At 64.0% G+C, this 24,695-nt stretch carries 28 protein-coding genes; 10 read left to right on the forward strand and 18 right to left on the reverse strand.

Annotated features, from left to right (window positions below; all coding sequences use genetic code 11):
* Positions 1–4: 4 nt before the first annotated feature.
* The 6 genes from AC5O5I_RS23830 to AC5O5I_RS23855 form a co-directional block, all read right to left on the reverse strand.
* Positions 5–2,392 carry a TonB-dependent siderophore receptor gene (locus tag AC5O5I_RS23830; protein WP_494511661.1) on the reverse strand — a complete coding sequence of 796 codons (2,388 nt, stop codon included), beginning with the start codon at positions 2,390–2,392 and terminating at the stop codon, positions 5–7.
* Between the two features lie 119 nt (positions 2,393–2,511).
* Positions 2,512–3,495, reverse strand: coding sequence for a FecR family protein (locus AC5O5I_RS23835; RefSeq protein ID WP_494511662.1), 984 nt, complete (start codon positions 3,493–3,495; stop codon positions 2,512–2,514).
* Positions 3,492–4,067: an RNA polymerase sigma factor gene (locus AC5O5I_RS23840; RefSeq protein WP_494511663.1), complete on the reverse strand. Its 576-nt coding sequence runs from the start codon at positions 4,065–4,067 to the stop codon at positions 3,492–3,494. The genes AC5O5I_RS23835 and AC5O5I_RS23840 overlap by 4 nt, the downstream gene beginning before the upstream one ends.
* A 4-nt stretch (positions 4,068–4,071) precedes the next feature.
* The gene (locus AC5O5I_RS23845) at positions 4,072–4,398 is read right to left on the reverse strand and encodes a DUF3325 domain-containing protein (protein WP_172220816.1); all 327 of its coding nucleotides are present in this window, start codon (positions 4,396–4,398) and stop codon (positions 4,072–4,074) included.
* Complete coding sequence (locus AC5O5I_RS23850) at positions 4,398–5,975, reverse strand: PepSY-associated TM helix domain-containing protein (RefSeq protein ID WP_494511664.1); 1,578 nt, start codon at positions 5,973–5,975, stop codon at positions 4,398–4,400. The genes AC5O5I_RS23845 and AC5O5I_RS23850 overlap by 1 nt, the downstream gene beginning before the upstream one ends.
* Positions 5,972–6,277 carry a DUF3649 domain-containing protein gene (locus AC5O5I_RS23855; protein ID WP_172220821.1) on the reverse strand — a complete coding sequence of 102 codons (306 nt, stop codon included), beginning with the start codon at positions 6,275–6,277 and terminating at the stop codon, positions 5,972–5,974. Before AC5O5I_RS23855 ends, AC5O5I_RS23850 begins: the two co-directional genes overlap by 4 nt.
* 319 nt (positions 6,278–6,596) lie before the next feature.
* Here AC5O5I_RS23855 and AC5O5I_RS23860 point away from each other — a divergent pair, with 319 nt between their 5' ends.
* A complete protein-coding gene (locus AC5O5I_RS23860; RefSeq protein WP_172220824.1) occupies positions 6,597–6,944 on the forward strand; it encodes an HPF/RaiA family ribosome-associated protein in 348 nt (115 codons plus the stop codon).
* Positions 6,945–7,066: 122 nt separating this feature from the next.
* Positions 7,067–7,357 (forward strand): DUF3509 domain-containing protein, encoded by a 291-nt coding sequence (locus AC5O5I_RS23865; RefSeq protein ID WP_172220827.1) that lies wholly within the window; start codon positions 7,067–7,069, stop codon positions 7,355–7,357.
* 3 nt (positions 7,358–7,360) lie between these two features.
* Here AC5O5I_RS23865 and AC5O5I_RS23870 read toward each other — a convergent pair whose 3' ends face one another.
* Entirely contained in the window at positions 7,361–7,831 is a 471-nt protein-coding gene (locus tag AC5O5I_RS23870; RefSeq protein ID WP_172220830.1) for a phosphate-starvation-inducible protein PsiE, read from the reverse strand.
* A gap of 230 nt (positions 7,832–8,061) precedes the next feature.
* Here AC5O5I_RS23870 and AC5O5I_RS23875 point away from each other — a divergent pair, with 230 nt between their 5' ends.
* On the forward strand, positions 8,062–8,325 hold the full coding sequence (locus tag AC5O5I_RS23875) for a YebG family protein (RefSeq protein ID WP_016489064.1): 264 nt from the start codon (positions 8,062–8,064) through the stop codon (positions 8,323–8,325).
* A 187-nt stretch (positions 8,326–8,512) separates the two neighbouring features.
* On the opposite strand, the gene AC5O5I_RS23880 is transcribed toward AC5O5I_RS23875, so the two are convergent.
* On the reverse strand, positions 8,513–9,532 hold the full coding sequence (locus AC5O5I_RS23880) for a Leu/Phe/Val dehydrogenase (RefSeq protein WP_172286793.1): 1,020 nt from the start codon (positions 9,530–9,532) through the stop codon (positions 8,513–8,515).
* A gap of 124 nt (positions 9,533–9,656) precedes the next feature.
* On the opposite strand from AC5O5I_RS23880, the gene AC5O5I_RS23885 reads away from it, so the two are divergent.
* Complete coding sequence (locus AC5O5I_RS23885) at positions 9,657–10,463, forward strand: SirB1 family protein (protein ID WP_494511665.1); 807 nt, start codon at positions 9,657–9,659, stop codon at positions 10,461–10,463.
* On the opposite strand, the gene maiA is transcribed toward AC5O5I_RS23885, so the two are convergent.
* Genes maiA through hmgA form a run of 3 tightly spaced genes read right to left on the reverse strand, consistent with a single transcriptional unit; the run spans position 10,457 to position 13,699 of the window.
* Positions 10,457–11,089 carry a maleylacetoacetate isomerase gene (gene maiA / locus AC5O5I_RS23890; protein ID WP_494511666.1) on the reverse strand — a complete coding sequence of 211 codons (633 nt, stop codon included), beginning with the start codon at positions 11,087–11,089 and terminating at the stop codon, positions 10,457–10,459. The two genes, AC5O5I_RS23885 and maiA, sit on opposite strands and share 7 nt — an antisense overlap.
* A gap of 12 nt (positions 11,090–11,101) precedes the next feature.
* A complete protein-coding gene (fahA, locus tag AC5O5I_RS23895) occupies positions 11,102–12,394 on the reverse strand; it encodes a fumarylacetoacetase (protein WP_172286791.1) in 1,293 nt (430 codons plus the stop codon).
* 3 nt (positions 12,395–12,397) lie between these two features.
* On the reverse strand, positions 12,398–13,699 hold the full coding sequence (hmgA, locus tag AC5O5I_RS23900; protein WP_494511667.1) for a homogentisate 1,2-dioxygenase: 1,302 nt from the start codon (positions 13,697–13,699) through the stop codon (positions 12,398–12,400).
* A 173-nt stretch (positions 13,700–13,872) separates the two neighbouring features.
* Here hmgA and AC5O5I_RS23905 point away from each other — a divergent pair, with 173 nt between their 5' ends.
* On the forward strand, positions 13,873–14,655 hold the full coding sequence (locus AC5O5I_RS23905) for an IclR family transcriptional regulator (RefSeq protein ID WP_494511668.1): 783 nt from the start codon (positions 13,873–13,875) through the stop codon (positions 14,653–14,655).
* 238 nt (positions 14,656–14,893) lie between these two features.
* Here the strand turns inward: AC5O5I_RS23905 and AC5O5I_RS23910 are convergent, their stop codons facing one another.
* The 3 genes from AC5O5I_RS23910 to AC5O5I_RS23920 form a co-directional block, all read right to left on the reverse strand.
* The gene (locus AC5O5I_RS23910; RefSeq protein ID WP_494511669.1) at positions 14,894–15,808 is read right to left on the reverse strand and encodes an SDR family oxidoreductase; all 915 of its coding nucleotides are present in this window, start codon (positions 15,806–15,808) and stop codon (positions 14,894–14,896) included.
* Positions 15,809–15,922: 114 nt separating this feature from the next.
* The gene (locus AC5O5I_RS23915; protein WP_494511670.1) at positions 15,923–16,828 is read right to left on the reverse strand and encodes an alpha/beta fold hydrolase; all 906 of its coding nucleotides are present in this window, start codon (positions 16,826–16,828) and stop codon (positions 15,923–15,925) included.
* A gap of 205 nt (positions 16,829–17,033) precedes the next feature.
* Positions 17,034–17,489 carry a flavodoxin gene (locus AC5O5I_RS23920; protein ID WP_172228484.1) on the reverse strand — a complete coding sequence of 152 codons (456 nt, stop codon included), beginning with the start codon at positions 17,487–17,489 and terminating at the stop codon, positions 17,034–17,036.
* A 125-nt stretch (positions 17,490–17,614) separates the two neighbouring features.
* Between AC5O5I_RS23920 and AC5O5I_RS23925 the strand changes: the two genes are divergently transcribed.
* Positions 17,615–18,043: a PAS domain S-box protein gene (locus AC5O5I_RS23925; protein ID WP_172228482.1), complete on the forward strand. Its 429-nt coding sequence runs from the start codon at positions 17,615–17,617 to the stop codon at positions 18,041–18,043.
* Between the two features lie 59 nt (positions 18,044–18,102).
* The gene (locus tag AC5O5I_RS23930; RefSeq protein ID WP_494511671.1) at positions 18,103–18,720 is read left to right on the forward strand and encodes a hypothetical protein; all 618 of its coding nucleotides are present in this window, start codon (positions 18,103–18,105) and stop codon (positions 18,718–18,720) included.
* On the opposite strand, the gene AC5O5I_RS23935 is transcribed toward AC5O5I_RS23930, so the two are convergent.
* Complete coding sequence (locus tag AC5O5I_RS23935) at positions 18,705–19,640, reverse strand: MerR family transcriptional regulator (protein ID WP_172286414.1); 936 nt, start codon at positions 19,638–19,640, stop codon at positions 18,705–18,707. The two genes, AC5O5I_RS23930 and AC5O5I_RS23935, sit on opposite strands and share 16 nt — an antisense overlap.
* 131 nt (positions 19,641–19,771) lie before the next feature.
* On the opposite strand from AC5O5I_RS23935, the gene folM reads away from it, so the two are divergent.
* Genes folM through AC5O5I_RS23950 form a run of 3 tightly spaced genes read left to right on the forward strand, consistent with a single transcriptional unit; the run spans position 19,772 to position 21,150 of the window.
* Positions 19,772–20,509: a dihydromonapterin reductase gene (folM, locus tag AC5O5I_RS23940; protein WP_172228476.1), complete on the forward strand. Its 738-nt coding sequence runs from the start codon at positions 19,772–19,774 to the stop codon at positions 20,507–20,509.
* A 10-nt stretch (positions 20,510–20,519) separates the two neighbouring features.
* Positions 20,520–20,816, forward strand: a complete 297-nt coding sequence (locus AC5O5I_RS23945; protein ID WP_172228474.1) for a DUF1244 domain-containing protein — start codon at positions 20,520–20,522, stop codon at positions 20,814–20,816.
* Positions 20,809–21,150 (forward strand): HopJ type III effector protein, encoded by a 342-nt coding sequence (locus tag AC5O5I_RS23950; protein WP_172228472.1) that lies wholly within the window; start codon positions 20,809–20,811, stop codon positions 21,148–21,150. Before AC5O5I_RS23945 ends, AC5O5I_RS23950 begins: the two co-directional genes overlap by 8 nt.
* Positions 21,151–21,321: 171 nt before the next feature.
* Here the strand turns inward: AC5O5I_RS23950 and AC5O5I_RS23955 are convergent, their stop codons facing one another.
* The 3 genes from AC5O5I_RS23955 to AC5O5I_RS23965 form a co-directional block, all read right to left on the reverse strand.
* Positions 21,322–22,230 (reverse strand): alpha/beta hydrolase family protein, encoded by a 909-nt coding sequence (locus tag AC5O5I_RS23955; RefSeq protein ID WP_172228470.1) that lies wholly within the window; start codon positions 22,228–22,230, stop codon positions 21,322–21,324.
* A 131-nt stretch (positions 22,231–22,361) separates the two neighbouring features.
* Positions 22,362–23,573, reverse strand: coding sequence for an enoyl-ACP reductase FabV (fabV, locus tag AC5O5I_RS23960; protein WP_494511672.1), 1,212 nt, complete (start codon positions 23,571–23,573; stop codon positions 22,362–22,364).
* Positions 23,574–23,828: 255 nt separating this feature from the next.
* On the reverse strand, positions 23,829–24,677 hold the full coding sequence (locus tag AC5O5I_RS23965; protein WP_172228466.1) for a LysR substrate-binding domain-containing protein: 849 nt from the start codon (positions 24,675–24,677) through the stop codon (positions 23,829–23,831).
* Positions 24,678–24,695 lie beyond the last annotated feature (18 nt).

Here is a 24,695-nt window from a genome sequence, read left to right on the forward strand (position 1 = left end):
CGGCTCAGAACTCGAAGGTGCTGGACAAGCTGACCTGTCGCGCATCGCCGATAGCCACAAAGTACTGGTTCACCGCCGAGCTGTAGTAAACCTTGTCGAACAGGTTCTTCACGTTCAGCTGCAACAACACCTTGTGCTCGTCGAACCGGGTCTCGTAGCTGGCAAAGGCATCGGCCACGGTATAGGACGGCAAGTCGAAGGTGTTGGTCGAGTTGCCGCTACGTTCACCTACATAGCGCGCCCCTGCCCCTACCCGCAGCCGGTCGCCGCCAAACAGTTGGCCCCAGTCGTACACCGCCGACAGCGAACCGCTGTGCCTGGCCACGTTCTGCAGGCGGTTGCCTTGCAGGGCCGGGTCCTTGGTCACCTTGGCGTCAGTGAAGGCATAGCTGCCGATCAGGCTCCAGCGGTCGCTGAGCTGGCCACTGAGGTCAAGCTCGACCCCCCGTGAGCTGACTTCACCCGCGTTGCTGTAGACCGTTTCACCGGTGCCCGTATCGAAATTGGCCACCAGCACGTTGCGCTTGGTGATATCAAACAGTGCCAATGTCCCGGTGAGGCTGCCGGGGATATCCAGCTTGGCCCCGATTTCCCACGCCTTGCCCTCCTCCGGCGCGACGGAGGAATCCAGTACCACGCCCCCGGTCAACGGCGCAATGCTGGAGTTGGGCTTGAACGATTCGCTGTAGCTGCCATAAAACGACAACTGCTCGTCGACCTTGTACACCACCCCCGCATGCGGCACCCAGGCCTGACCACTGTTGTCGGTGTTGGCCGTGAACGGGCGCCCCCGGCCGGCATACTGGTCAAACTGCTGGAAGCGGGCACCGGCGACCAGGATCCAGTGCTCGTCGAGGTGCAGTGAATCCTGCAGGAACAGCGCATCGGTACGCAGCTTGTCGGTCTGGTCGCTGTCACTGGCACGCACGCTGGTGCCCTCCACTTCCTGGCCGTATACCGGGTTGGTGTAGCTGAAGGTGGACTGCGCAGTCTGGCGGATCAGATCGCCACGGAAGACCTTGCGGTCTTCATGATCGATGCCGAACGACAGGTCATTCTGCAGGCCTGCCAGTTCGACGTTGCCGTTGAGGCTCAAGGTAGCGAACTGGTCGCGACTCATGGCGTTATGGGTGCCGTCGATGCTGCGGGTCAAGGTGCCCTTGGCTTCATTCACTCCGGTGACCCGCACCTGGCTTGCGTCGTAAGTCTCGCGGTTGAAGCTGTAGCCAAAATGCAGCTTCCAGTCATCCGCCAGCTGGTGGTCGACTTCCAGCCGGTACAGATCGGAGCGCCCTTCCATGTCGTTGAACGGCTCGTCCAGGCGCCGCGTAGCCGGGATGTCGAGCGGGTGGCCGTTGCTGCCGAACGCCGTGCCGCGGTCGAACGGGTAAAGGAATTCGCGGTGCTCGTAGGCCAGCACCACTTGCGTGTCTTCGCCCAGCCAGGCCAGCGAGGGTGCCAGCAGCGACTCGCGGTGCACGCCGTAGTTGCGCCAGTAATCCTCGTCTTCGTGGTCGACGATCAGGCGGTAGGCAAAGTTGCTGTCGCCCAGCGCGCCGGTGCTGTCGAGCCCACCGCCGCTGCCGTTCTTGCCACTGCCGTAAGTCGAGCCGCGCACGGTCAGGGCGTTGTACTGTTCAAGCTGCGGGCGCTTGCTGACCACGTTGATCACCCCACCCGGGTCCTGGATGCCGTACAGCAGCGAGGCCGGGCCCTTGAGCACTTCGACCCGCTCGGTGCTGGCGTTCAGGCTACGACCCTGCACGATGGGCATGCCATCGCGCATGATCGAACCGTCACGGTTATCGCCAAAGCCGCGCTTCATCACCGTGTCCGAGGTGCCACCAAAATTGTTGCCCTGGGTGATACCGCTGACGTTGGCCAGGGCGTCATCGAGGTTGCGCGGGGCCTGGTCGCGAATGACCTGGGCCGGCACCACGTTGATTGCCTGGGGGATGTCCTGGTTCGGCCCCTGCCCGCGCATGATCGAGGCACTGGCCGGGGGCTGGTAGCTGAAGCTGTCCAGCTGCGAGGTTACGGTGGTGGCCTGCAGGTTGAGAGCGCCCGAGGTGTCCAGCGCTTCCAGGGTCAGGGTGCGCCCATCGATACGGCGCCAGGCCAGGCCGGAGCTGCCCAGCAGCAGTTGCAGCGGCTGCGCGGCAGGGTAACTGCCATGCAGGGCCGGCGCTTGCACGCCTGGCAATTCCAGGGTGTAGACAACGCTCTGGCCAGTCGTGCGGCTGAACGCGTTGAGTGCCTGGGACAAGGGCTGCGCCGGCTGGGCGAAGGCGAATACCTGCTGCTCGGCGGCGCAGGCCAGGGGCGCGACAGTCATGGCCGGGAACGCAGCAAGGCCGAGCCAGAGGGGAACGCAACACGGGGTGAACTTCATGGACGCTGACCTGTGAGAGGGATATTACTGCGAATGAATCGCACTTCCACTCATTACACGGATGCCACGTCCTGTTACCTCACCCGCTGCCTGAAAATATTTTTTGTTGGTGCAGGCGACTAGCGGATCAGGGTCAACCGCCCCAGCACTGTCTGCTGCGAAAACCCCATTACCTTGCCCAGCGAACCCAGCGCTTGCAGCGGCTCGGCTACCGGAAAACTGCCGCTGACCTTGCGCTGCCCCAGTTCTTCGTTGAGCAACAGGATGCGCCCTGGGTGATAGCGCCCCAGCTCTTCAATCACCTGCGCCAGCGGGGCCTGATAGTAATTAAGCCAGCCCTGGCGCCAGGCCAGGCGGTTGTCGCTGTCCACTGCCAGGGGGGCGCCCGCCCGACCTGCGGCGTAGGCCACTTGTTGGTTGGCCGTCAGCTCACGCGCTGCGGCGCCCTGTGCCGGGCTAACCGCCACGCGCCCGCTGCGCACGGTGACCTGGGCACCCTCGCCCTGCTCACGTACCTCGAATTGCGTACCGAGCACCCGGACTTCGCCACCGGCAGCCTCCACCAGAAAAGGCTCGCCAGTATGCGTGACCTGGAAGAATGCGGCACCGTACAGCAAGCGCACACGGCGCTCCCCCTTCACGAAATCGACCGCAATCGCGCTGCCCGCATCCAGCGTCACCTGCGACTGGTCTGCCAAAGTCACCTGGCGGATTTGCCCGGCACTGCTGTAGTCAGCTTGCAGGTCCTGTAGCCAGTACCCCGGGTGCCAGCCACCGGCGACACCCACTGCCATCACCAGGCAGGCCGCCATTGCCAGCGCTGCGCCCCGCTGCCACCAGCGGCCCATGGCCGGCGGTGTTGCCATGGCGTCCAGGTAGCGTTGCAGGCTTTCATGCTCTTCCTCGGCCAGACGCGCTGCCGGGGCAGCGCTTTTCTGCCACAGCGCCTGGGCTTGGGCATAGGCGGCACGGTGGCCAGGGTCGGCCAGCAACCAGCGCTTGAACGCCGCCCCTTCGGCTTGCCCGGGCTGCTCGTTGATACGCCTCAGCCACTGCAGGGCAGCCTGGGATTGCGCCTCGGTGATCGGGGGTAAACGGCTCATCGACGGGCGCTCCCTGGCCGGCGTGGGGTGGACGCGGGCTCGGCAATACTCGCCTTGCACGCTTCGAGGGCGCGCATCATATGCTTTTCCACGGCGCTCCGGGACAGCTGCATGGCGTTGGCGATCTCGCCGTACTTGCAGCCATGGATGCGGTTCAGCAGGAATATCTGCCGGGTGCGTTCGGGCAAAGCGCGCAAGGCGGCCTCGATGCGCTGCAGGTCGTGATCGACTGCCACGGCCTGCTCCGGCGCCCGGGCCATGCTCGCTTCATCCATCGACCAGGCGGCTTCGGCCACGCGTTCGCGGCTGCCCTCGCTGCGCAGGTGGTCGATGGCCAGGTTGCCAGCGCAACGCAGCAGGTAGGTGTCCAGCGCCTCGACCTTGACCTCCGGGCGGCGCCAGAAGCGCAGGAACAGCTCCTGGACCAGGTCCGATGCCGTGGCCCGACAACCCACCCGGCGGCTGACCATCGCCTCCATGCGTGCGCGCTGGGCCTGGAACACCTGGACGAAGCGGGCCCGCCCGCCGGCGCTGTCGGCGCCCGCCTCGTTGCTATCGCGCTGCTCGCTCATCGGGTCACACGGCAAACACGGCCAGCAGCGGGCCCAGCACCACGCTGGCCGCGGCCAGCCCCAGCAGCAGGCGCGGCTGGTAGGGCAGGCCAAACACCCACAGGGTCGCACCGGCCATGATCACCGCCGTCCACTCCACCAGGCCATGGCCCCAGCCGCGCAGCTGCACGCTGAGGATCAGCGACAGCATCAGCAGCAGCCAACCGGCAACGCGCAACAGGCGCAGCTGGCCGGGGCGTGGCTTGCGCCCGAGCAGGTCGTTGAAGTGCTTTTCCATGGCCAGGCACAGGGCGACGAACCCTGCGAAGGCGATCAATGCGTTACCCAGCATCAGCTCGCCTCCGCTGTTTCAGTGCCCGGCGTCTTGGCCGCACGCGGGGCCCGCTTGGCCGAAGATCTGGGGCTGCGCAGCATCTTGCCGGCCAGCCAGGCCAGGAACAGGCCAGTGCCCAGTGCCGTCAGGTCGAAGCCGGCCATGGCCCAGTCCCCCGCCTGCAGCGAGTGGTTCAGGCCGCGCTCGGTAGTCAGGCCGTTGAGCAGCGGCAGCAAGGCAAAGGCCAGCGCGCCCAGCGCCAATTGCTCAGCCCAGGCCCGGCGCCCGCTGCGCAGCACGGCATGCACCAGTGACAGGCCCCAGCCGATGAAGAAGGCATTTACCTCCCAGTCGGCGCGACCGTCGACGCCCATCGGGATCAGCCGGTTGGCCCAGAAGAACCCCGCCACGGCCAGCAGCAGGCCGCTCATGCTGGCGATATTGAGCACCTCGACCAGGCGCAGCTCGCCCGGCACGTGTGCGCCTTTGGCATGCTTGAGCTGCCGCTTGCCCAGCCACATCACCAGCCCGGTGCCGATCACCGCGGTGCCCGCCACGCCGAAGAAGAAGTACAGCCAGCGCAGCCACGGCCCGGCGAAGTTGCCCATGTGCAGGCCGGCGAAACTGAAGGCGGTCATCATCGCCCCGCTCTCCGGCTTGCCCTGGCTCAACAAGACGCCACTGGCGCCATCGAAGGTCCAGTTGGCGCTGCGCCGGTAGGCCACGTGGTCGGCAGCGGACTGGGTAAAGGTGACGCGGGCATTGCTGTCGCCCGGGTTCTGCACCTGGATATTGCCGATACGCGCGCCCGGCTGCAGTTCCTGCACCTTGGCGTACAGGCTGGGCAGCGCTACCAGGGGCGTGGCCAGCTGGGCGGCCTTGGGCGCGTCGTTGCGGCCGAACAGGTCGTTGAAATACTTGTCGGTGTTGTTGCCATAACTGGCCATGATGCCCGCCGGCATGACCATGTACATGAACAGCACCAGGCTGCTGTAGCTGATCATCAGGTGGAACGGCAGCACCAGCACGCCAATGGCGTTGTGCCCGTCCAGCCAGGAGCGCTGGCCCTTTCCGGGGCGGAAGGTGAAGAATTCCTTGAAGATCTTCTTGTGGGTGATGATGCCGGTGACCAGCCCCAACAGCATGATGAAGGCGCAGAAGGTCGACAGCCAACGGCCGAACGGGTACGGCATCTGCAGCTGGAAATGAAAGCGGTAGAAGAACTCGCCACCCCGGCTGTCACGTCCCTCCACCGGCTGGCCGGTCTGGGTATCGAGGGTTTTGCGGGCGAAGCCGCGCGGCCCGCCGTTGGGGTCGCGGTACCCCACGCTCAAGGCCGCCTCGCGTGCGTTGGGCATGCGGATGAACCAGCTGGCCGAATGCCCGGCGTTGTCCTGCAGGTACCGCTGGGCCACCTCCAGGCTGCGTGTCGGGTCCAGTGCATGGCTGCGCACCTCGGGCTGTGCCCAGTGGGTGATTTCTTCCTTGAAATACGACAGCGTGCCGGTGAGGAAGATGGCGAACAACAGCCAGCCGAAGATCAGGCCGGTCCAGGTGTGCAGCCAGGCCATGGCCTGGCGGAAGCCTTCTTTCATGGGTTTTTCATCCAGTAGGCGACGCCGCTGATCATCCCCAGCAGCAGGCTTGGCGCCAGTACCCCCAGCCAGGCACGCCAGGCGCTGCGGCAGGCGAAGCACCAGATGAACGCCAGCACGTAGAAGACGAACGACAGCAGCAGCCCGGTGAGCGTGGCATCGACCGTTGGCAGCGGCGCCACCAGGGCAATGCAGGCGCTGGCCATGGACGCCAGCAGGTAGCCGCCCAGCAATGCGGCCAGGCTGCGGGAGGTCACGGCCAGGCGATAGCTGAGCGACAGGCCAGCGGTTTTGCGCGTCATGGCGAGAGTCCAGACGTTTTCGGGGGTGCAATAATAATGATTTCAATTCTCATAAGCAAAGCCCCATGACGGGCAGTAGGTGGCTGAGTTGCGGACCTTGTATGTGCAGATCCCGCTGGCGTTCTGACCGAATGAATAGGACCCTGACCTATTGGATGGCGCGGCTGTACGGCCCATTTGCAACAAGAAATTTATTTTCACCAAGGGGTTGAAATCGTTGCACGGTTGCCTGACCTTAGAGTCAAGAGGCGCAGAAATTCCAAGGGTCTCAAGGGCCTGGACGCGCCTCCATGCGAGCAAGCTGAATAAGGATTGAATCATGCAAATCCAGGTCAACAGCAGCAACCATTTCGAAGGCAACGCCCGGCTCGACCAGTGGGTCCGCAGCACGCTGCAGAACTCGCTGGAACGTTACGAAGACGACCTCACCCGCATCGAGGTGCACCTGCGCGACGAGAACGGCGTCAAGCCCGGACCGCATGACAAACGCTGCCAGATGGAGGCTCGCCCCAAAGGCCACCAACCGATTTCCGTGACCCATACCGCCACCTCGCTGGACCAGGCGGTGGATGGTGCCGCGACCAAGCTGAATCACGCACTGGAACACTTCTACGGCAAGCTGCGCAGCAAGCGCGGCGTCCTCGAACTGAGCGACCCAGACGCCTGATCAACGTTGCAGAAAACGCCCGGCCATGTGCCGGGCGTTTTCATTGGTACCGATCAAAGGTGCTGAACCAATAGGCAATTTTCCCGGTCAACCCTGCAGTCATTCACTGCAGAAGCAAGACCATGATCAATCCATTTGCCCGCATCAGTGCCGCCTTCGCCCCCGAATACCGGGTCAACCTGAGCATCGCAGACCTCGACGGCAGCATCATGCTGACGCTGTCCGACGACGCCGGGGTGGTCGCCAAGCGCCTCATCACCCAGGCCCAGCGCAACGACCCGGTGCGCCTGCAACGGGTCATCGACAGCATCCGCCTGGGCCTGGCCATCGAACTGGGCCAGAACCCCATGCAGGTGCTGGCCGCGCTGACCCGCGATGCGGGTCATGAGCCGCGCCATTTCATCGCCAACTGAGGGCTACTTGCCCTCCTCCACTTCCTTGCCGTGGGCATCCAGCACCTTGGTCGAGGGGTAGCGGTACGAGGCGTAGCGCACTACCAGGATCGCGAACGCCAGCAGCAGAATCCCGCCGCACACGTACAACAGGCCCACATCCGGCGCCTTGTGGTGCGAGACATCGCCGATCAGCAGGCGGGTCAGCGCGGTGATCGCCACATATAGCAGGAAGCGGATCGGCATGTGGTTGGTCTTGAAGTAGATACCGACCATTGCCCCCAGCTCCAGGTAGATGAACAGCAGCAGGATGTCATCGACGCTCACTCCTCCTTTGCCGAGCATGTCCAGAAAGGTCACCACCGCCGCATAGGCCGTGATCGCGCCAATGCCGAACAGCGCCAGGTAGTGGAAGGCCTCGACACACAGGTTGCCCAGCGAGTCTGCCGAACCGTGCAGGCCCTTGCGCAGCTTTTCTGCCCATTTGATGTCCACGATGTTCCATTCCCCGATACGTCTTGAAGGATGATGCGTCAGCGGTGTGACGCTTGTGCCATGCAGTTAAAGGGCCAGGCCCCTTCGTTGGAAGGCGACCGATTGCCGCAAGGCACCTGTGCAGCAGGCTTTTGCCGGAAGAATCAGGTTGCGCAGCGATGGCAAATGCCATTACTGTATATGGATACAGTAAAAGCAACACAACCAGCAAAAAGGCATAGAGGTGATGAATGGCCGTCGAAGTGGTGTACCGCAGCAGCCGCGACCCGGAGCGCTTGTTCATGGATAAGGCCGAAGCAGACCGTCACGACAAGATGCTCGAACTGGCCGAGCGCCTGGCCGAGGTGCTGCACAAGGCAGTGCCCTCGCTGACCGAGCAGCAGGTCGAGGAAGCCGGTATCTACATGGCCAAGAACCGCGATGTGTTCGCCCGGGCTTTCAAGAGCCAGCCGGACGCGTTGGCCGAATTGCTCGAAGGTGGTGCAGCCGAGTGATATCGGCGGCGCAGATCTCAAAGCATGCACAGGATCTGTAGGAGCAGCCTTGTGCTGCGAAGGGGCCAGCAGGGCAACAGGTTTGTGTAGGCAGTAATGCCCTCTTCGCAGCACAAGGCTGCTCCTGCAGGTAATGCGTTAGAAGCGGGTTCACTCGCGAAGAGGCCAGCCAAGCCGGTATCAACCCTCAGCCGTACAACAACCGCTCTGCCAGCATCTGCGCCACCCGCGCCGGCGAACGCTTCTCGGCCTGCGCATGGCCAAACACCTCGGTGAGCCGTGAAGGTATCCCCGCAAGGTGCGCGGTGATGGTGCCCAAGTCCTCGCCACGGTGGGTAAGCGCCACATAGATCAGCCCACCGGCATTGATCACATAGTCAGGTGCATACAGTATCCCGCGCGACTCCAGCTGGTCGGCCACCTGCAAGGTGGTCAACTGGTTGTTCGCCGCCCCCGCCACTGCCGCACAACGCAGCTGCATCACGCTCTGCCCGTTCAGTACCGGCCCTACACCGCACGGGGCGAAGATGTCGCATGGGGTACTGATCAACGCATCGTTGCTTACAGGCTTGGCATCGAACTGCTCCATAGCCAGCCGTACCCGCCCTGGATCCAGGTCGCTGACCAGCAGCTCCGCGCCAACCGCATGCAGTTGCTCGGCCAACGCATACCCCACATTGCCCAACCCTTGCACCGCCACCCGCAGGCCCCTCAGGTCATCACTGCCCAGCCGGAACGAAGTGGTTGCACGGATGCCGGCAAATACCCCCATCGCCGCGTGCGGCGAGGGGTCGCCCGAGGCGGTGGTGCTGGTCACATGGGGCGTGCTCTGGGCGATGCAGTCCATGTCCAGGGTCGAGGTTCCGCTGTCCACGGCGATGATGAAGCGTCCCTGCAAGGTATCGATGAAACGGCCAAAGGCCTCGAACAGCGCAGCGCGGTTTTCCACATGGGGGTTGCGCATGATTACCGCCTTGCCGCCGCCCAGTTGCAGGCCGGCCAGCGCCGCCTTGTAGCTCATGCCCTGGGCCAGGCGAATGGCATCGGTCATGGCGCTTTCGTCATCGGCGTAAGGCAGGTAGCGGCACCCCCCCATGGCTGGGCCCAGCTGCTCGCTGTGAATCGCCACCACGGCCTTGAGGCCCGTGGGCGGGTCGGTGAACAAATGCAGCGACTGGGTACGGGTGCTTTGCATCAGTGCGAACATCGACAGGCTCCCCCACGAGGTGCTCCTACCAGTATAGGCATGCCGCCGGCGCCGGCACTGCCGCCGGACCACTGGACGAAACCGCGCGCCACGGCTAATACTCAAGCGTGTGTGGAGAAGCCCCATGAAGCCACGTCAAGCCTGCCTGGCCTGCCTGGAACGCGAGCCTGTCGCCCTGCTGGAAGCCGCATTGTGGATTGCCGCCGAGCACGACCGTAACGTCGAGCCTGCGGCCAGCCTTGTCATGCTGCATGCCCTGCAGCGCGAAGTCAGCGCCAACCTGCCGATGCTGCCCCTGTGCGAACTGGCCCAGCCGCTGCTGCGCCAGCTCAATGCGCTGGGTTTCCAGCAGGATGAGTATCACCCACTGCGCCCACATGCCGCGATGATGGACAAGGTGCTGCAGCGGCGTCGTGGCCAGCCGCTGACCCTGGCCATCCTCGCCCTCGAGCTGGCCCGGCGCCTGTCCATACCGCTGGAAGGCGTGGGCTTCCCCGGCCACTTTCTGCTGCGCGTGCCGGGTGCCGACCACCTGCTCGACCCCTGCGGCGGTCGGCGCCTGTACCCCAGCGATTGCCGCGAACTGCTGGCGCGGCAGTTCGGCCCGCACGTGGCGCTCACCGCCGAGCACCTGTGCAGTGCCAGCCCGCTGCAGATGCTGCAACGCCTGTCACGCAACCTGCGCCAGTTGCACATCAGCAACGACAACCACCTGGCGGCGTTGATCGATGCCGAGCGGGTCATGCAGCTGGGCCCGGTGCAAGTCAGCGACTACATGACCCGCGCTTCGCTCTACAAGCACCTGGATTGCCCACAGGCCGAGCGCTTCGACCTGGAGCATGCCTTGTTGCTCAGCGAAGACCCGGTCCAGCGCCTGAAGCTGTCCGAGCGTATCGGCAAGCTTCCGGCGGCGAACCGTTCACTTCACTGAGCCGGGCTGTCCGGCTGCTGGGCGGGGTGAGCCTTGGCGAACGCCGGGTGCCCTGCAGCCAACCCGGCAACCCGCAGGATGCGTGGGAAGCTGCCAAGGTCGATGTTGAAGCGTTCGGCCGCGTACAGCTGCGGGATCAGGTAGACATCCGCCAGCCCTGGCGTATCACCAAAGCAGAAGCCCTGATCGCCAATCAGTTGTTCCACTGCCGTCAGCCCCTGGCTGATCCACTGGCCAATCCACTGGTTGACCTGGCCCTCGTCCTGGCCAGCCTGGCGCAAGCGGTTGAGCACACTGACATTGTGCAGCGGGTGAATGTCGCAACCGATGATTGCCGCCACCCCACGCACCTTGGCGCGCGCCTCGGCCGTGGCCGGCAACAATGCAGGCTGTGGATAAACCTCTTCCAGGTACTCGATGATCGCCGGCGACTGCACCAGCAGCTCACCGCCATCGGTGCGCAATGCCGGTACACGGCCTTGCGGGTTGATGGCCAGATAATCCTCGCCGCGCTGCTCACCCTGCAGCAGGTTGACCGGCAGGGACTGGCAGGCCAGCCCCTTCAGTGCCAGGGCAATGCGCACCCGGTAGGACGAGGTGGAACGGTAATAGGTGTACAGCTCCATGCCCCTGCCTCCTCAGTTGGCTGCGATGACCGTGCCGCGGCATTCGCCGAAGCCGATGCTGGCCACACCCTCGCGGGTGCAACGGGCACGCAGGATGATCTCGTCGCCATCCTCGAGGAACTTGCGCACCTCGCCGCTGGCCAGCTCCACCGGGAGTTTGCCGCCTTCGGTGATCTCCAGCAGGCTGCCGAACGAACCTGGCGTGGCCCCCGACAGCGTGCCCGAACCGAACAGGTCGCCTGGCTGCAGCTGGCAGCCGTTGACACTGTGGTGCGCAACCAGCTGCGCCACGGTCCAGTACATGCTGCGGGTGTTGCTGAGGGTCAGGCGGTGGGGGGCAACGCCCTGTTCACGCATGCGCTCGGTCAGCAGCAGTACCTCGAGTTCGATATCGAATGCACCGGCGGCCTGGTCGCGCTTGTCCAGCAGGTACGACAGTGGCTGCGGGTCGCCTTCAGGGCGTGCCGGCTGGGCACAGCGGAACGGTTCCAGCGCCTCGGCGGTGACCACCCAGGGGGAAACGGTAGTGATGAAGCTCTTGGACAGGAACGGGCCCAGTGGCTGGTATTCCCAGGCCTGGATATCGCGCGCCGACCAGTCGTTGAGCAGGCACAGGCCGGCCACGTGCTCGGCGGCATCGCCCACCGGGATTGCCTGGCCCATGTCATTGCCCTGGCCAATCCAGATACCCAGCTCCAGCTCATAGTCCAGGCGCGCACAAGGGCCGAAGCTCGGCTCGGTGTGCCCGGCAGGCAAGGTCTGGCCCTTGGGCCGGCGCACGTCGGTGCCGGACGGGCGAATGGTCGAGGCGCGGCCGTGATAACCGATCGGCACATGCTTGTAGTTGGGCAGCAGCGGGTTGTCGGGGCGGAACAGCTTGCCAACGTTCTTGGCGTGCTCGATGCCGACGTAGAAATCGGTGTAATCGCCGATCTGCGCAGGTACATGCAGCTGGCATTCGCTGGCCGGATACAGCGCAGCCTTCAGCTGCGCCTGGTGTTCGCTGTGCTCGCCAAGCAGCGCTTGCAGGCGCTCGCGCAGGGCGACGCGGGCACCGCGGCCAAGGGCGAAGAATGCGTTCAGCGCGCCGCCACAGGTGGCTTCGACAGCGGCTTTGGCCTCACCGTCGAAAAGGCCTGCGGCCAGCACCGCTTGCAGGTCGAGAACGGCATCGCCGATGGCCACGCCACAGCGTCTGGCCTCCCCAGGCCGGCTGAATATGCCCAGCGGCAGGTTCTGCAGCGGGAAGTCACTGTGCCCGTTGGCGTGCTCGACCCAGCTACGGGCATTGGCAGTGTGGTTCATGGGTTATCTCCGGTTCGGGGTGAAGGTGCTCGGCAAGGTGGCCCAGCAACTATCGTAGTCGGCCTGCAGTTGCGGGCATTCGAGGGCTTGCAGGCTCGGGCGCAGCACCTGGCTGGTCTCGAACATGAAGGCCATGGTGTTGTCGATCTTGTGCGGCGCCAGGTCGGCGGCAATGGCCTTTTCGCAGGTTTCGGCGTCGGGGCCGTGGGCGCTCATCACCCCGTGCAGCGAGGCACCGCCCGGCAGGAAGCCTTCGGCCTTGGCATCGTAGGCACCATTGATCAGGCCCATGAACTCGTTCATCAGGTTGCGGTGGAACCAAGGTGGACGGAAGGTATTCTCGGCCACCATCCAGCGTGGTGGGAAGATCACGAAGTCCATGTTGGCCAGGCCATGCATGCTGGTTGGCGAGGTCAGCACGGTGAAGATGGACGGGTCCGGGTGGTCGAAACTGACCGTGCCAATGGTATTGAAGCGGCGCAGGTCGTACTTGTACGGCACGTTGCTGCCGTGCCAGGCAACCACGTCCAGCGGCGAGTGCTGCAGCTGGCAGGCCCAGTGTTCGCCGAGATACTTCTGCACCAGCTGTACCGGTCCCTCGGCCTCTTCGTAGTGCGCCACCGGGGTGAGAAAATCACGCGGGTTGGCCAGGCCATTGCTGCCAATCGGGCCAAGGTCCGGGAGGCGCAGTGGGGCGCCGTGGTTTTCGGCGATATAGCCACGGGCCTGGCCGTCCAGCAGTTCGACGCGGAACTTCATGCCGCGCGGGATCACCGCGATCTCCAACGGCTCGACCTGCATCACGCCCAGTTCGGTCGCGATGCGCAGGCGGCCATGCTCCGGCACCACCAGCAGTTCACCGTCGGCGTTGAAGAACACGCGCTCCATGGAGCGGTTGGCGCAGTAGATGTAAATGCTCACGCCGGTCGGCTTTTGCGCCGCTGCGTTGGCCACCATGGGCAGCCAGCCTTCGATGAAATCGGTCGGCTCGGCGGGGATCGGCTGGGGGCTCCAGCGCAGGCGGTTGGGGTTGATGTCACCCAGCGGCCCGCTCAGCGGCTGGCGCGCCAGGCGTTCGAAACGCGGGTGCAATGCAGACGGGCGAATGCGATACAGCCAGGTGCGGCGCAGCTCGCTGCGGGCCATGGTGAACGCCGTACCCGAGAGCAACTCGGCATACAGCCCATAGGGCGCCCTCTGCGGCGAGTTCTGCCCGACCGGCAAGGCCCCCGGCAGCGCTTCGCTGGCAAACTCGTTGCCGAAGCCGCTGAGATAGTGAAGGTCGGGTGACATATCGCGATTCATCGATGCCTCCGGGCTCTGGCCGAGCCGTTGCTGGCAGCTGGCTGCTGGCCCGTGACGGGGTGGCAGCGCGGCTGCATTGTTTTTATCGTAATCAGATTACGAATAACGTAATTTGCTACGCGACTGGCGTCAAGCTATAAAGGCCCACTTGAAGAATCCGGAAGAAGATGTCCATGGCCAAAGCCAGCTCCCCCACCGACAACGGCAAGCAGAAAGTTCGCTCGGCGGAGGTCGGCACCGACATCCTCAAGGCCCTTGCCGAGCTGTCCCCCTCCACCTCGCTGTCACGTCTGGCCGAACATGTGCAGATGCCTGCAAGCAAGGTGCACCGCTACCTGCAGGCACTGATCGCCAGCGGCTTTGCCGAACAGGATGCAGCCACCAACCATTACGGCCTTGGACGCGAAGCGTTGCGCGTGGGGCTGGCGGCACTGGGCAGCATCGATGTACTGAAGGTTGCCGCGCTGCCGCTGTCGCAATTGCGCGACGAGTTGAACGAGAGCTGCTTCATTGCGGTGTGGGGCAACCAGGGCGCGACGGTGGTCACTATCGAGCCGGCAGTACGCGCGGTTACCGTGGTGACGCAGATGGGCTCGGTGCTGCCGCTGCTCACATCATCGACCGGGCTGGTGTTCGCCGCTTACCTGCCCGAGCGTGAAACCGTGGAGCTACGTGACCGCGAGCTGGCCGCCCTGCAGCATGGCGCCGATGACTACCAGCCGGTGCTGGCAGGCATTCGCGCGCGTGGCCTGCACCATGTGCATGGCCTGCTGATGCCAGGTGTCGATGCCCTCTCGGCCCCGGTATTCAATGCCATGGGGCAGATCGCTGCGGTGATGACGGTGGTCGGGCCGACGTCGATATTCCATGCCGACGAGCATGGCCCGGCGGCGCAACGGCTGCTGGCGGCAGCGCGTGAAACCAGCTGGCGCATGGGCTACTCACCCGCCGCCTGAGCGCCAGCGTCACTATTGCCCGATACGTAAAGGTGAATGTCATAAGCGGCTATTTTTCCCGCAGGATCAACCGCTTATTCTTAACTCACTGGCCGGCATGAAGGGCTTCTCCCCCCGCCCTTCAGGCCTGCGAGGTTCACCGACGTAGATTTTGAAGCTCCTTGATCTGACGTCTCGATTGGCCGCTGCGGTTTGCAGCGGCCTTTTTTATTTGCCTTGAAAACAGGCAGTACAAATCTCAGCCCAACGGATACTTCTGCAGGTTATCCATCATCTGCTGCAGCGCCTGCAAACTGTCCTGCGGGTGCACCGCCCCTGCAAAATCACCGATCTGTGCCCACTGCTCCGCCACCTGCTCCGGGGTAAACCCTTCGCGCGGGTCAAAGCCCACGCCCAGGCTGCGCTCCCACCGGACCTTCCCCACCCACCCGCCACCGACCTCGAACAGTTCACCCGTACCCTGGCACTGCTCGCTACCCAGGTACACCACCAGCGGGCTTACCAGCTCCGGCTTGAGCCGCTCGAATATCTGCGGCGGGATCAGCCCTTCGGTCATGCGCGTGCCACCGGTGGGGGCGATGGCGTTTACCAGGATCCCGTGCTTGCGCCCTTCGATCGCCAGGGTGCGGGTGAGCCCGTACAGCCCCAGCTTGGCCATGCCGTAGTTGGCCTGGCCGAAGTTGCCGTATATGCCGGAGGTGGACGCAGTGAAGATCACTCGTCCCCAGTTCTGCTCGCGCAGGTGTGGCCAGGCAGCGCGGGTGACCTTGAAGGCGCCTTCGACATGCACCTGGTAGACCTGCTCCCAGTCACTGTCGTCCATCTTGTGGAACGTCTTGTCCCGCAGGATGCCGGCATTGTTCACCAGCACATCGACACGGCCGAAGCTGTCCAGGGCCTGCTCGACAATGCGTGCGCCGTGGCTGACCGAGTCATGGTTGGCGATGGCGCTGCCACCGGCGGCGCGGATCTGCTCCACCACCCGGTCAGCGGCAGAAGCGCTGGCACCTTCCCCGTGGGTGGAGCCACCGAGGTCGTTGACCACAACCCTGGCGCCGCGCGCGGCGAACAACAGCGCATGGGCACGGCCCAGGCCGCCACCGGCCCCGGTGACGATCACCACGCGATCTTGCAGATGGACAGGCTCGCTCATGCGCACGGCTCCAGGCTGGTTCAGGTCAGCCGAGTGTCCGCCGCCAGCGACAGGGGGGCAATCAAGCTCACCCAGGCTGAATGCCCGGCAATAACCCAGGGCGATGAGGCCGGATCAGGACCAGGCCATCTTCTGCTGGAAGCAGCCAGGCACCCGTTCCCGAAAGGCCAGATAGTGGCGCAGCACCTGCACGGGCGCTTCGGTGTGCGGGTAATGGCCGATGCCCTGCAACTGCACGGTGTCCGGCTGCGGCACCAGTTGCTGGTAACGCTCGAGCATGTGCGCGCCGGACAGCGGGTCGACCACGCCATTGATCAAGCGCAGTGGCACGCTCGTGCGCTGCATCGCCCCGACCCAGCGTTCGCGGTACACACTGCGCTCGGACATGTACCCCACCAGCTTGTGCAGGATGCGCGTGCCCCGGTTGGCGACGATCAGGCTCCAGAAATCATCCAGCGCACTTTCACTGGGGTGAGTGCACGGGCCGTAGATCTGGGTCACGTTGCGCACCAGGTCGTCACGCCCGAACGAGCGCCCTACCAGCCAGCCAAACCGGCTGAGCAGCAGCTTCTGAATCAGCAGCGTGCGGCAACTTTCGGCGAACAACCCGCTGTTGAGAAACACGCAACTGGCTACATCGGCGCGCTGTTCATGGTGGCGCGCCAGCAGCTCCTGAGCCACGCTGCCGCCGTAGTCGTGGGCCAGCAGATGCACAGGCTGGTCGACCTGCAGGTGACCGAGCAGGGCCTGCTGCAAGTCTGCCTGCTCGATCAGGCTGTAGGTGTGATCGACCGGTTTGGCCGAATCGCCAAAGCCGAGCATGTCACAGGCGATAACCCGGAAGCGTTGGGTCAAGGGCCCCCACAGGTAGTGCCAGTCCCAGCTGGCGGTGGGGAAGCCGTGTAGAAGCAGCAGGGGCTCTCCTTGCCCCGCGGTCCAGTAGCGGATGCTCTGGCCCCGGAAGATGAAACTCTGTCCCCGGGTACGCCAGACGCACAATGGAATCTCGGCCATGGGCATCAGAGCGGTCCCGGTGAAGTGGTGTTGACGGAATAGGGCAAGGCTGCGGTCATTGCATGTCACCTCGGCACTTACATGTGCTCTCTATGTCGAGGCTGAGTCTAGCCAGCAGCCCGCGGGCTGGAACTTGCGTTGCCAGCCAGCTTGATGACTTGGCGAGTCAGTGGCACGAACGGTCACCGCAGCATGCGCGTGAAGCTTCGAATCAGGCCTGCAACGCTTGAGCAAGCTCAGCCAGCCAAGGCTCGGCATCGGTCTCCGGGGTGACCGTCTCGCTGGCATCCAGGCGCAGCATGGGTTGCACTTCGTTCACGCCCAACTCGGCAAACAGCTCGCGCATCTGCTCACCGCCACCGCAATAGGTATCGCCATAGCTGGAATCGCCCAGCGCGATCACCGCGCCCGGCAAACCACGCCAGGCCGCAGGCAGGGTGTCACGAATGCTGCTGTACAACGGCATGAGGTTGTCCGGCAATTCACCCATGCCGGTGGTCGAGGTCACGGCCAGCAAGGCTTGCGGGGCAAACCCCTCAAGGTCCTGCAGGGTGGCACGCGCAGCATGCCAGGCCTCCAGGCCCGCAGCCTTGAGCAGCGATTCGGCATGGCGGGCGACTTCTTCGGCGGTGCCATAGACCGATCCGGAAATAATGGCGACTTTCATCGGGTAGAGGATTCCGAAACTGAGTGAAAACGTAGGATACTAGCATCCAGCAATGGCAAAAGGCCGCCTCTACCAAAGTCGCCATCTCCGCCCTTCTTCGCACCCTCATTGCTCAGGGCCAGAACATGATCAACGCGCAGTTGCTGCAATCCATGGTCAATGCGTCCAATGACGGTATCGTGGTCGCCGAACAGGAGGGCGACGACACCATCCTCATCTACGTGAACGCGGCGTTTGAACGCCTGACCGGCTACAGCCGTGACGAGATCCTCTATCAGGATTGCCGTTTCCTGCAGGCCGACGACCGCGATCAGCTTGGCCGTGCGCGTATCCGCAAGGCCCTGGCCGAAGGCCGCCCCTGCCGCGAGGTGCTGCGCAATTATCGCAAGGACGGCAGCGCCTTCTGGAATGAGCTGTCGATCACCCCGGTGCGCAATGACGCCGACCAGCGAACCTACTTCATCGGCATTCAGAAAGACGTCAGCCGGCAGATCGAGCTGGAACGGGAACTGGCGGAGCTGCGCGCTCGTCTACAATCCGACGAGCGTGTCTGAACCAAGCGCCCCATTCACGGTCAACCCAGTTGAAGAAATCGCCACCACCGAGTTCGATCATGCAAGCAGACCCGCTCCTGACCCAGGACGAGCTGGACTTCATTCAGAACATGCAGCATTCGCCGCAGTTGAACCTGGCCGACTCCATGTCGAGCCTGCTGGTCAATGGCGACCGCAAAATCCAAAGCTTGCTCACCCGCCTGGTGGCCAACGAGCAGGTGACCTTGCAGGCCCAGTTCAACAACCAGCAGATCAGCTTCCCACTGCAACTGGTGGAGGACGAGTTCCACGCGCTGCACCTGCAACTGGGCTCACCGGAAATCTACGAAGACGGCCCCATGATGCGCCCTTGGCGCCTGTCGATGGACCAGCCGAGCGCGCTGCTCGATGCCCATGACCAGGCAAGCGGCCTGTGGGTGCGCGATATTTCGTTCAAAGGTGTGCTACTGGAAGTGCGTGACCTGCCAACGGCACCCGCCCGTTTCGAACTGCGCTTCGCCCCGGGCGACATCACCCCTATCGAACTGCACGGCACTTTGGGCCGACGTATTGGCCCGGACCTGGCGGCCTACGACCTCAGCCAAGGCCCAGCCGAAGAAATCGAGCGCCTGCGCGACTATATTCTCCAGGCCCATCGCCGGGCACACCCTGAACTGCACAATCAGGTATCAAGCTGACCGGCCAGGAACTGCCGCAAACGCTGACGCATCACGCTACTTTGCGCACCCAGGCAGGCGACCGGGCTGCCCGCCAAGCTGTCCTGTGCCGCTTCCGCCGCTTCACCGGCCAGTAACAACGGGCATTCCAGCACCGCCGCCAGGCGCGTCAGGCGCCGGGTGATTTCGCTTGTGGGTGACTGATGGGAAAACAGCACCAAGGCGTCCGGTTTCAGGCGTTCGCATACCAGCGCCAGCTCCTGCAGCGGCTGCCCGCTCGCGAGCGGCGCCACACCAATTTCTTCGCAGCCCAGGGTCAGGCTGGTCACCAGCAATTCCAGTTCGTGGCATTGACCCGGCAAAGGTGCCAGCAGCACCGTGCGGCTGCGCGGCACATGGGCAAGCTGCAGGCGGGCAAACACCCGGCAACGCAGGAACTGGTCGAGGAACAGCCACTCGCTGGCCTGCCCGTAGCCGCGCTGGTCGACCACCAGGTCTTGCCATACCGGCATGAACACCTCGGCAAACACCTGATCCAGCGTACTCGCGGCGAACACCTCATCGAACAGGCGGTGCAGGCGCGCCTGATCGAAACGTTGCACCGCCTGGCGAGCCTGGTGCTGCCAGTGCAGCCAAGTGTCTGTCGCACGGCCTGCCTGCCCGGCCAGGGCATGGCCGCGGGCGAGGATACTGCCCACTTTGCTCACCGCCACACCGCGCTCCAGCCAGCCAAGAATACGGCGGATGTCGTCGATATCGGCTTGGGAGTACAGACGGTGACCACTGTCGGTACGGGTTGGTTGAATCAGGCCATAGCGGCGCTCCCACGCGCGCAGGGTCACAGCGTTGACGCCTGTCAGGCGAGAAACTTCACGGATCGGAAACAGCTCCTGCTGCTCCATGGCCATCTCGATCAGCGGATCACGTCCCTGTTCGTTCATCTGCTCGGGCACCCTGGGTGGGTAAGTTGAACAACTAGTCTACTACGACAGCAACGGCCACAGGACACAGCCATCAGCCTGCTGAACCGAGCCGCCGAGGGCAGGCCACCCATGCGCCAAACAGTTCGGGTATGCTGGGCAGCAACCAACGGACAGACAAGTTGACCAGCCCGAACATGAACAGCCCCATTCTCGTAACCGGAGCCAGCCAGCGCGTCGGGCTGGCCCTGGCCCTTGAACTGGCCCAGGCCGGCCATACGGTGGTCAGTGCCAGCCGCAGCACCCAGCCAGCAGCAGCGCATCCGAACATCGTGCAGTTCCAGGCCGACCTGTGCCAGGCGGCCGACCGCCTCGCGCTGATCGACCACCTGCACAACCATTACGACGGCCTGCGCGCCATCATCCACAACGCCTCGCTGTGGCTCGATGACGGCCTGGACAACCTCGAGACCATGTTCCGCCTGCACGTCGAAGCGCCCTACCACCTCAACCTGGCCCTGGGCGAGCTGCTGACCAAGGTGGACAAGGCCGATATCATCCATATCTGCGACGAGACTTCTTCGCGCGGCAGCAAAAGCCACATTGGCTACGCCGCGACCAAGGCCGCGCTGCAGAACATGGTGCTGTCGTTCGCCGAAAAATATGCGCCCAAGGTGCATGTGAACGGTATCCTGCCCGGGCTGCTGATCCTCAAGGAAGGGGGTGACGAAGCCTACCGCCAGCAGACCCTGAACAAGGCCCTGCTGCAGTTCGAACCCGGTGCCGGCCCGCTGATCGAGACGGTCAAGTACCTGCTCGCCAGCCAGTACAGCACCGGCAGCCAGGTGGTCATCAACGGTGGCCGCCACCTGAAGAACCGCATGACCTGAGAGAAGCCCCATGACCCCACAACAACAGCTCGAACTCGAGGCCGCCGCGTTCCGGCGCCTGGTCGAACACCTGCAGAAACGCACCGACGTGCAGAACATCGACCTGATGAACCTGTCCGGTTTTTGCCGTAACTGCCTGTCCAAGTGGTACAAGGCCGCGGCTGACGAGCGTCAGCTCGACCTGAGCCTGGATGACGCCCGCGAAGCGGTGTACGGCATGCCTTACGCCGAGTGGAAAGCCCAACACCAGAAAGAAGCCAGCGCCGAGCAACACGCGGCGTTTGAAAAAGGAAAACCTCGTGACTGATCTGAACTCCCTGCGCGCCAGCCTGGCCGGCGGCCAACACCTGTTTGCCGACACCCTGGCATTCATTGCCGAGCACTACAGTTACCAGCCGCAGGCCTTCAACAATGGCGGCGTGGAGAACGCTGCAGGGCAAAACGAAGGGTCGTGCAAGACCCTGGGCCTGGCCGTGCTGGAAGGCCTGAGCGACCAGGAAGCGCTGTTGGCCTTTGGCGAGCATTACCGTGATGTGCTGGCCACGCCTGAGGGTAGCGACCATGGAAATATCCGTGCGCTGATCACGCATGGGCTGGCGGGCGTCAAGTTTGCAGCGCAGCCGCTGTCGCGCAAGGCTTGAGATTGCCGGGGCTGCTTTGCAGCCCATCGCCGGCAAGCCAGCTCCCACAGGAATCGCGCCAGCCAGTCTATGTTGGGCAACACAGAGCTCCAATGGGCATCTCACTGACCTCAGGCTGAGGCAAGCCCTGTGGAAGCTGGCTTGCCGGCGATGAGGCCAGAGCCAGCAGCATCAGCTCATGATCCTTCCTGGCACCCCACCTTCCAACCCTCCAGCCTGCAACCACTGCAACGCCACCGGCCACAAACTTTCGCGAAACCGGTCATGGAAAAACGCGAAATGGCCGATGTCCTTCACCGAGATATCCACAGGGGCGATGCGCAGGTGCCGGCGTTCGGCATGCTGCAGATAGCCCAGCAACCGCTCGGTCGCCGCCACCGTGCCGAACGGGTCATCAGTCAAGCTGATAGCCAGCGTCGCCGCCCGCACCTGGGCGAACGGTAGCGCAGCCAGGCCACGCCCGCTGGGGCGTTGCTCATAGCGCGGGGTACGGGTGGTCCAGTCCTGCACCACGCCGGATGGCGTATCCTCCAGCCAACCCAGGCGTTTGCCGGGAAAATAGCCGAACACCCGGGTCAGCAGCGGCATCACCACATGCCACTTGCCCAACAGCTGCCAGCGCTGGCCCGCTGCGTAATCGCGCCAGTAGGCGAACTGCGCCCCCACCATCACCACCCGCCGTATCTGCCCCGCCGACGGCGCCAGGCCCACCGCACAACCACCGAAACTGTGCCCAACCACGTCCACCGGCTGGCCGGGGAAATGGGCGGCTGCATGCGCCAGCATGGCTTCGAAATCCAGCTGGCCCCAGTCGCTCCAGGTCGCCTGAAAGCCACGCAACGAAGCTGGGCGGGATTCACCGATGCCACGGTAATCGTAGGTCAGCACATCGCAGCCCTGGGCGAACAGGTAGTCGGCAAAACGGGAGTAATAGCGGCAGCGTACCGAAGTGGCAGCGTTGATGATCACCAGCGGGCGCTGGGGGTCAGGCTTGGCGTGGCGCCAGCGGAACCCGCCGAGGTTATAGCCGTCGGCTGTGGCCTGGCGAAACGGGGTGGCGGGTTGGGTGTGGCTACTCATGGCGCATTCCCTGTTGTTGTGCGCCAAAACTAGCAAAAATCATACAGCCTGTACCGGCCATTTCGCGGCGGTTCGACGCCTCGATGAACCCGCTCCCACATGGGATTGTTGGCCGGTACAGGCTGAAAGGATTACAGCTCGATGCAGTCGAACTTCACATCGGTGGCCACGTCTTCGTCGTAGTTGACGTCAGCGCGCTCGAAGCCGAACAGGTTGAGGAACTGCTTCTTGTAGCCGGCATAGTCGGTCAGCTGGAACAGGTTCTCGGTGGTCACCTGCGGCCACAGGGCCTTGCAGTCGTTCTGTACGTCGTCGCGCAGCTCCCAGTCGTCCAGACGCAGGCGGCCCTTTTCGTCGACTTCGGCCGGCGCACCATCGGCGCGATACAGACGGTCGCGATACATGCGGTCCAGTTGGTCCTGGGTGCCTTCGTGAACACCTTTCTCCTGCATGATCTTGAACACCATCGACAGGTACAGCGGCATCACCGGAATGGCCGAGCTGGCCTGGGTGACCACAGACTTCAGTACGGCCACGTTGGCACCGCCTTTCACTTCGCCGGCCAGCTTCTGGTTCAGGCGCAGGGCGGTCTCGTCCAGGTCCTGCTTGGCCTGGCCCAGCGCACCGTGCCAGTAGATCGGCCAGGTGATGTCACTGCCGATGTAGCTGAAGGCCACGGTACGGGCACCTTCGGCCAGCACGTCGGCGCCGGCCAGGGCGTCGATCCACAGCTGCCAGTCCTGGCCGCCCATGACGGTAACGGTGTCGGCAATTTCCTGTTCGGTGGCCGGCTCGATGCTGGCCTCGATGATGGTGTCCTTGTTGGTGTCGATGGCGGTCGACTTGTACGGCTGGCCGATCGGCTTGAGCGCGGAGCGGATCACTTCACCGCTCTGCGGCAGCTTGCGCACTGGCGAGGCCAGCGAGTAGATGACCAGGTCGACCTTGCCGCCCATTTCGTTCTTGATCAGCTCGATGACCTTGGCACGGGCTTCGTCGGAGAACGCGTCACCGTTGATCGATTTGCTGTACAGGCCTTCGGCCTTGGCAAACTTGTCGAAGGCGGCGGAGTTGTACCAGCCAGCGGTGCCGGCCTTGGTCTCGGTGCCTGGCTTTTCGAAGAACACGCCCAGGGTGTCGGCCTTGAAGCCGAAGGCTGCGGTGATGCGGGCTGCCAGGCCGTAGCCGCTGGAAGCACCGATGACCAGGACCTTCTTCGGGCCATCCTCGCGCACGCCCAGCTTGCGGGTGGCTTCGATCTGGTCACGGACGTTGAGCTCGCAGCCCTTCGGGTGAGTCGTGGTGCAGATGAAACCGCGAACCTTAGGATGAATGATGGCCAATGTCTGTACCTCGTCAGGTTTATGCAGGGAAGCGCCACCTTGGGCGATTCCGATTGATCAGAGGGTGAGACTACCCCCGCAGGTTATCCGACACATATTACGGGGTGATCCAAGGGATGCAAAACAGTGGTTTACCTGCACCGGCCCCATCGCCGGCAAGCCAGCGCCCACAAAGACGGCGCAGACCTTCAGCACCGCTGGGTACTTGTGGGAGCTGGCTTGCCGGCGATGGGGCCCGTGCAGGCAAACTCACGCTTAGGCCAAAGCCCCCCTCAACCAATCCAGAAACTGCCTGGCCAACAGGTCATCCTGACTATCCCGGTGCACCAGGCAGGCCCACGCCGGCCCGCGCACCCGCTGCACCGACAACGCCTGCAACCGCCCCTCCTCCACCGCCCGCCGCGCCAGCAGCTGGCTGACCAGAGCCACCCCCAACCCTTCGCTGGCGGCATCCAGCAACAGCCCGGGGTCGGAGAAATTCAGCCCCTTGCCCTGCTGCCCCACATCCTCCCCGCCTTCCAGCTGCCAGTGGCTCCAGTCCATTTCCCGCTCGCCGTGCAAGGTGGTGCGCGCGCTTGCCGCCAGCAGCGAAGGGTGACAGGCCGGGTACAGCAGGTCCTGGTGCAACACGCTGAAGCTGCATTCGGCCTGGGCGCTGAGGTCGTCGCGGATGGCCAGGTCGATGGTCTCGGTGGCCATGTCCGGCACCTCGAAACTGGTGAACAGCCACAGGTCGACCTGCGGGCAACGCTGGTGAAAGTCGGCCAGGCGCGGCAGCAGCCAGTGCCTGGCAAACGCCGGGCTGGTATTGACGACCAGCTGGTTGGGCTTGCGGTACTGGTCCAGCCGGCGAATGCCCACGGCCAGGTGCTGCAACAACGACTGCGTGGTGCTGAGCAGGTCGTGCCCGGCATCGGTCAGGCTCACGCTACGCCCGCTGCGATGGAACAACGGCTGCTCAAGGTAGGTTTCCAGGCTGCGGATCTGCTGACTGATGGCCGACTGGGTCAGGTTCAGCGCCTCGGCAGCCTTGTGAAAACTGCCCAGCCGCGCTGCGGCCTCGAAACCGCGCAGGGCATTCAGGGGTGGCCAGTGTTTAAGCATTATTGATAAGCCCTGCTA

This window comes from Pseudomonas sp. 9_2_1 (genome assembly GCF_059295275.1).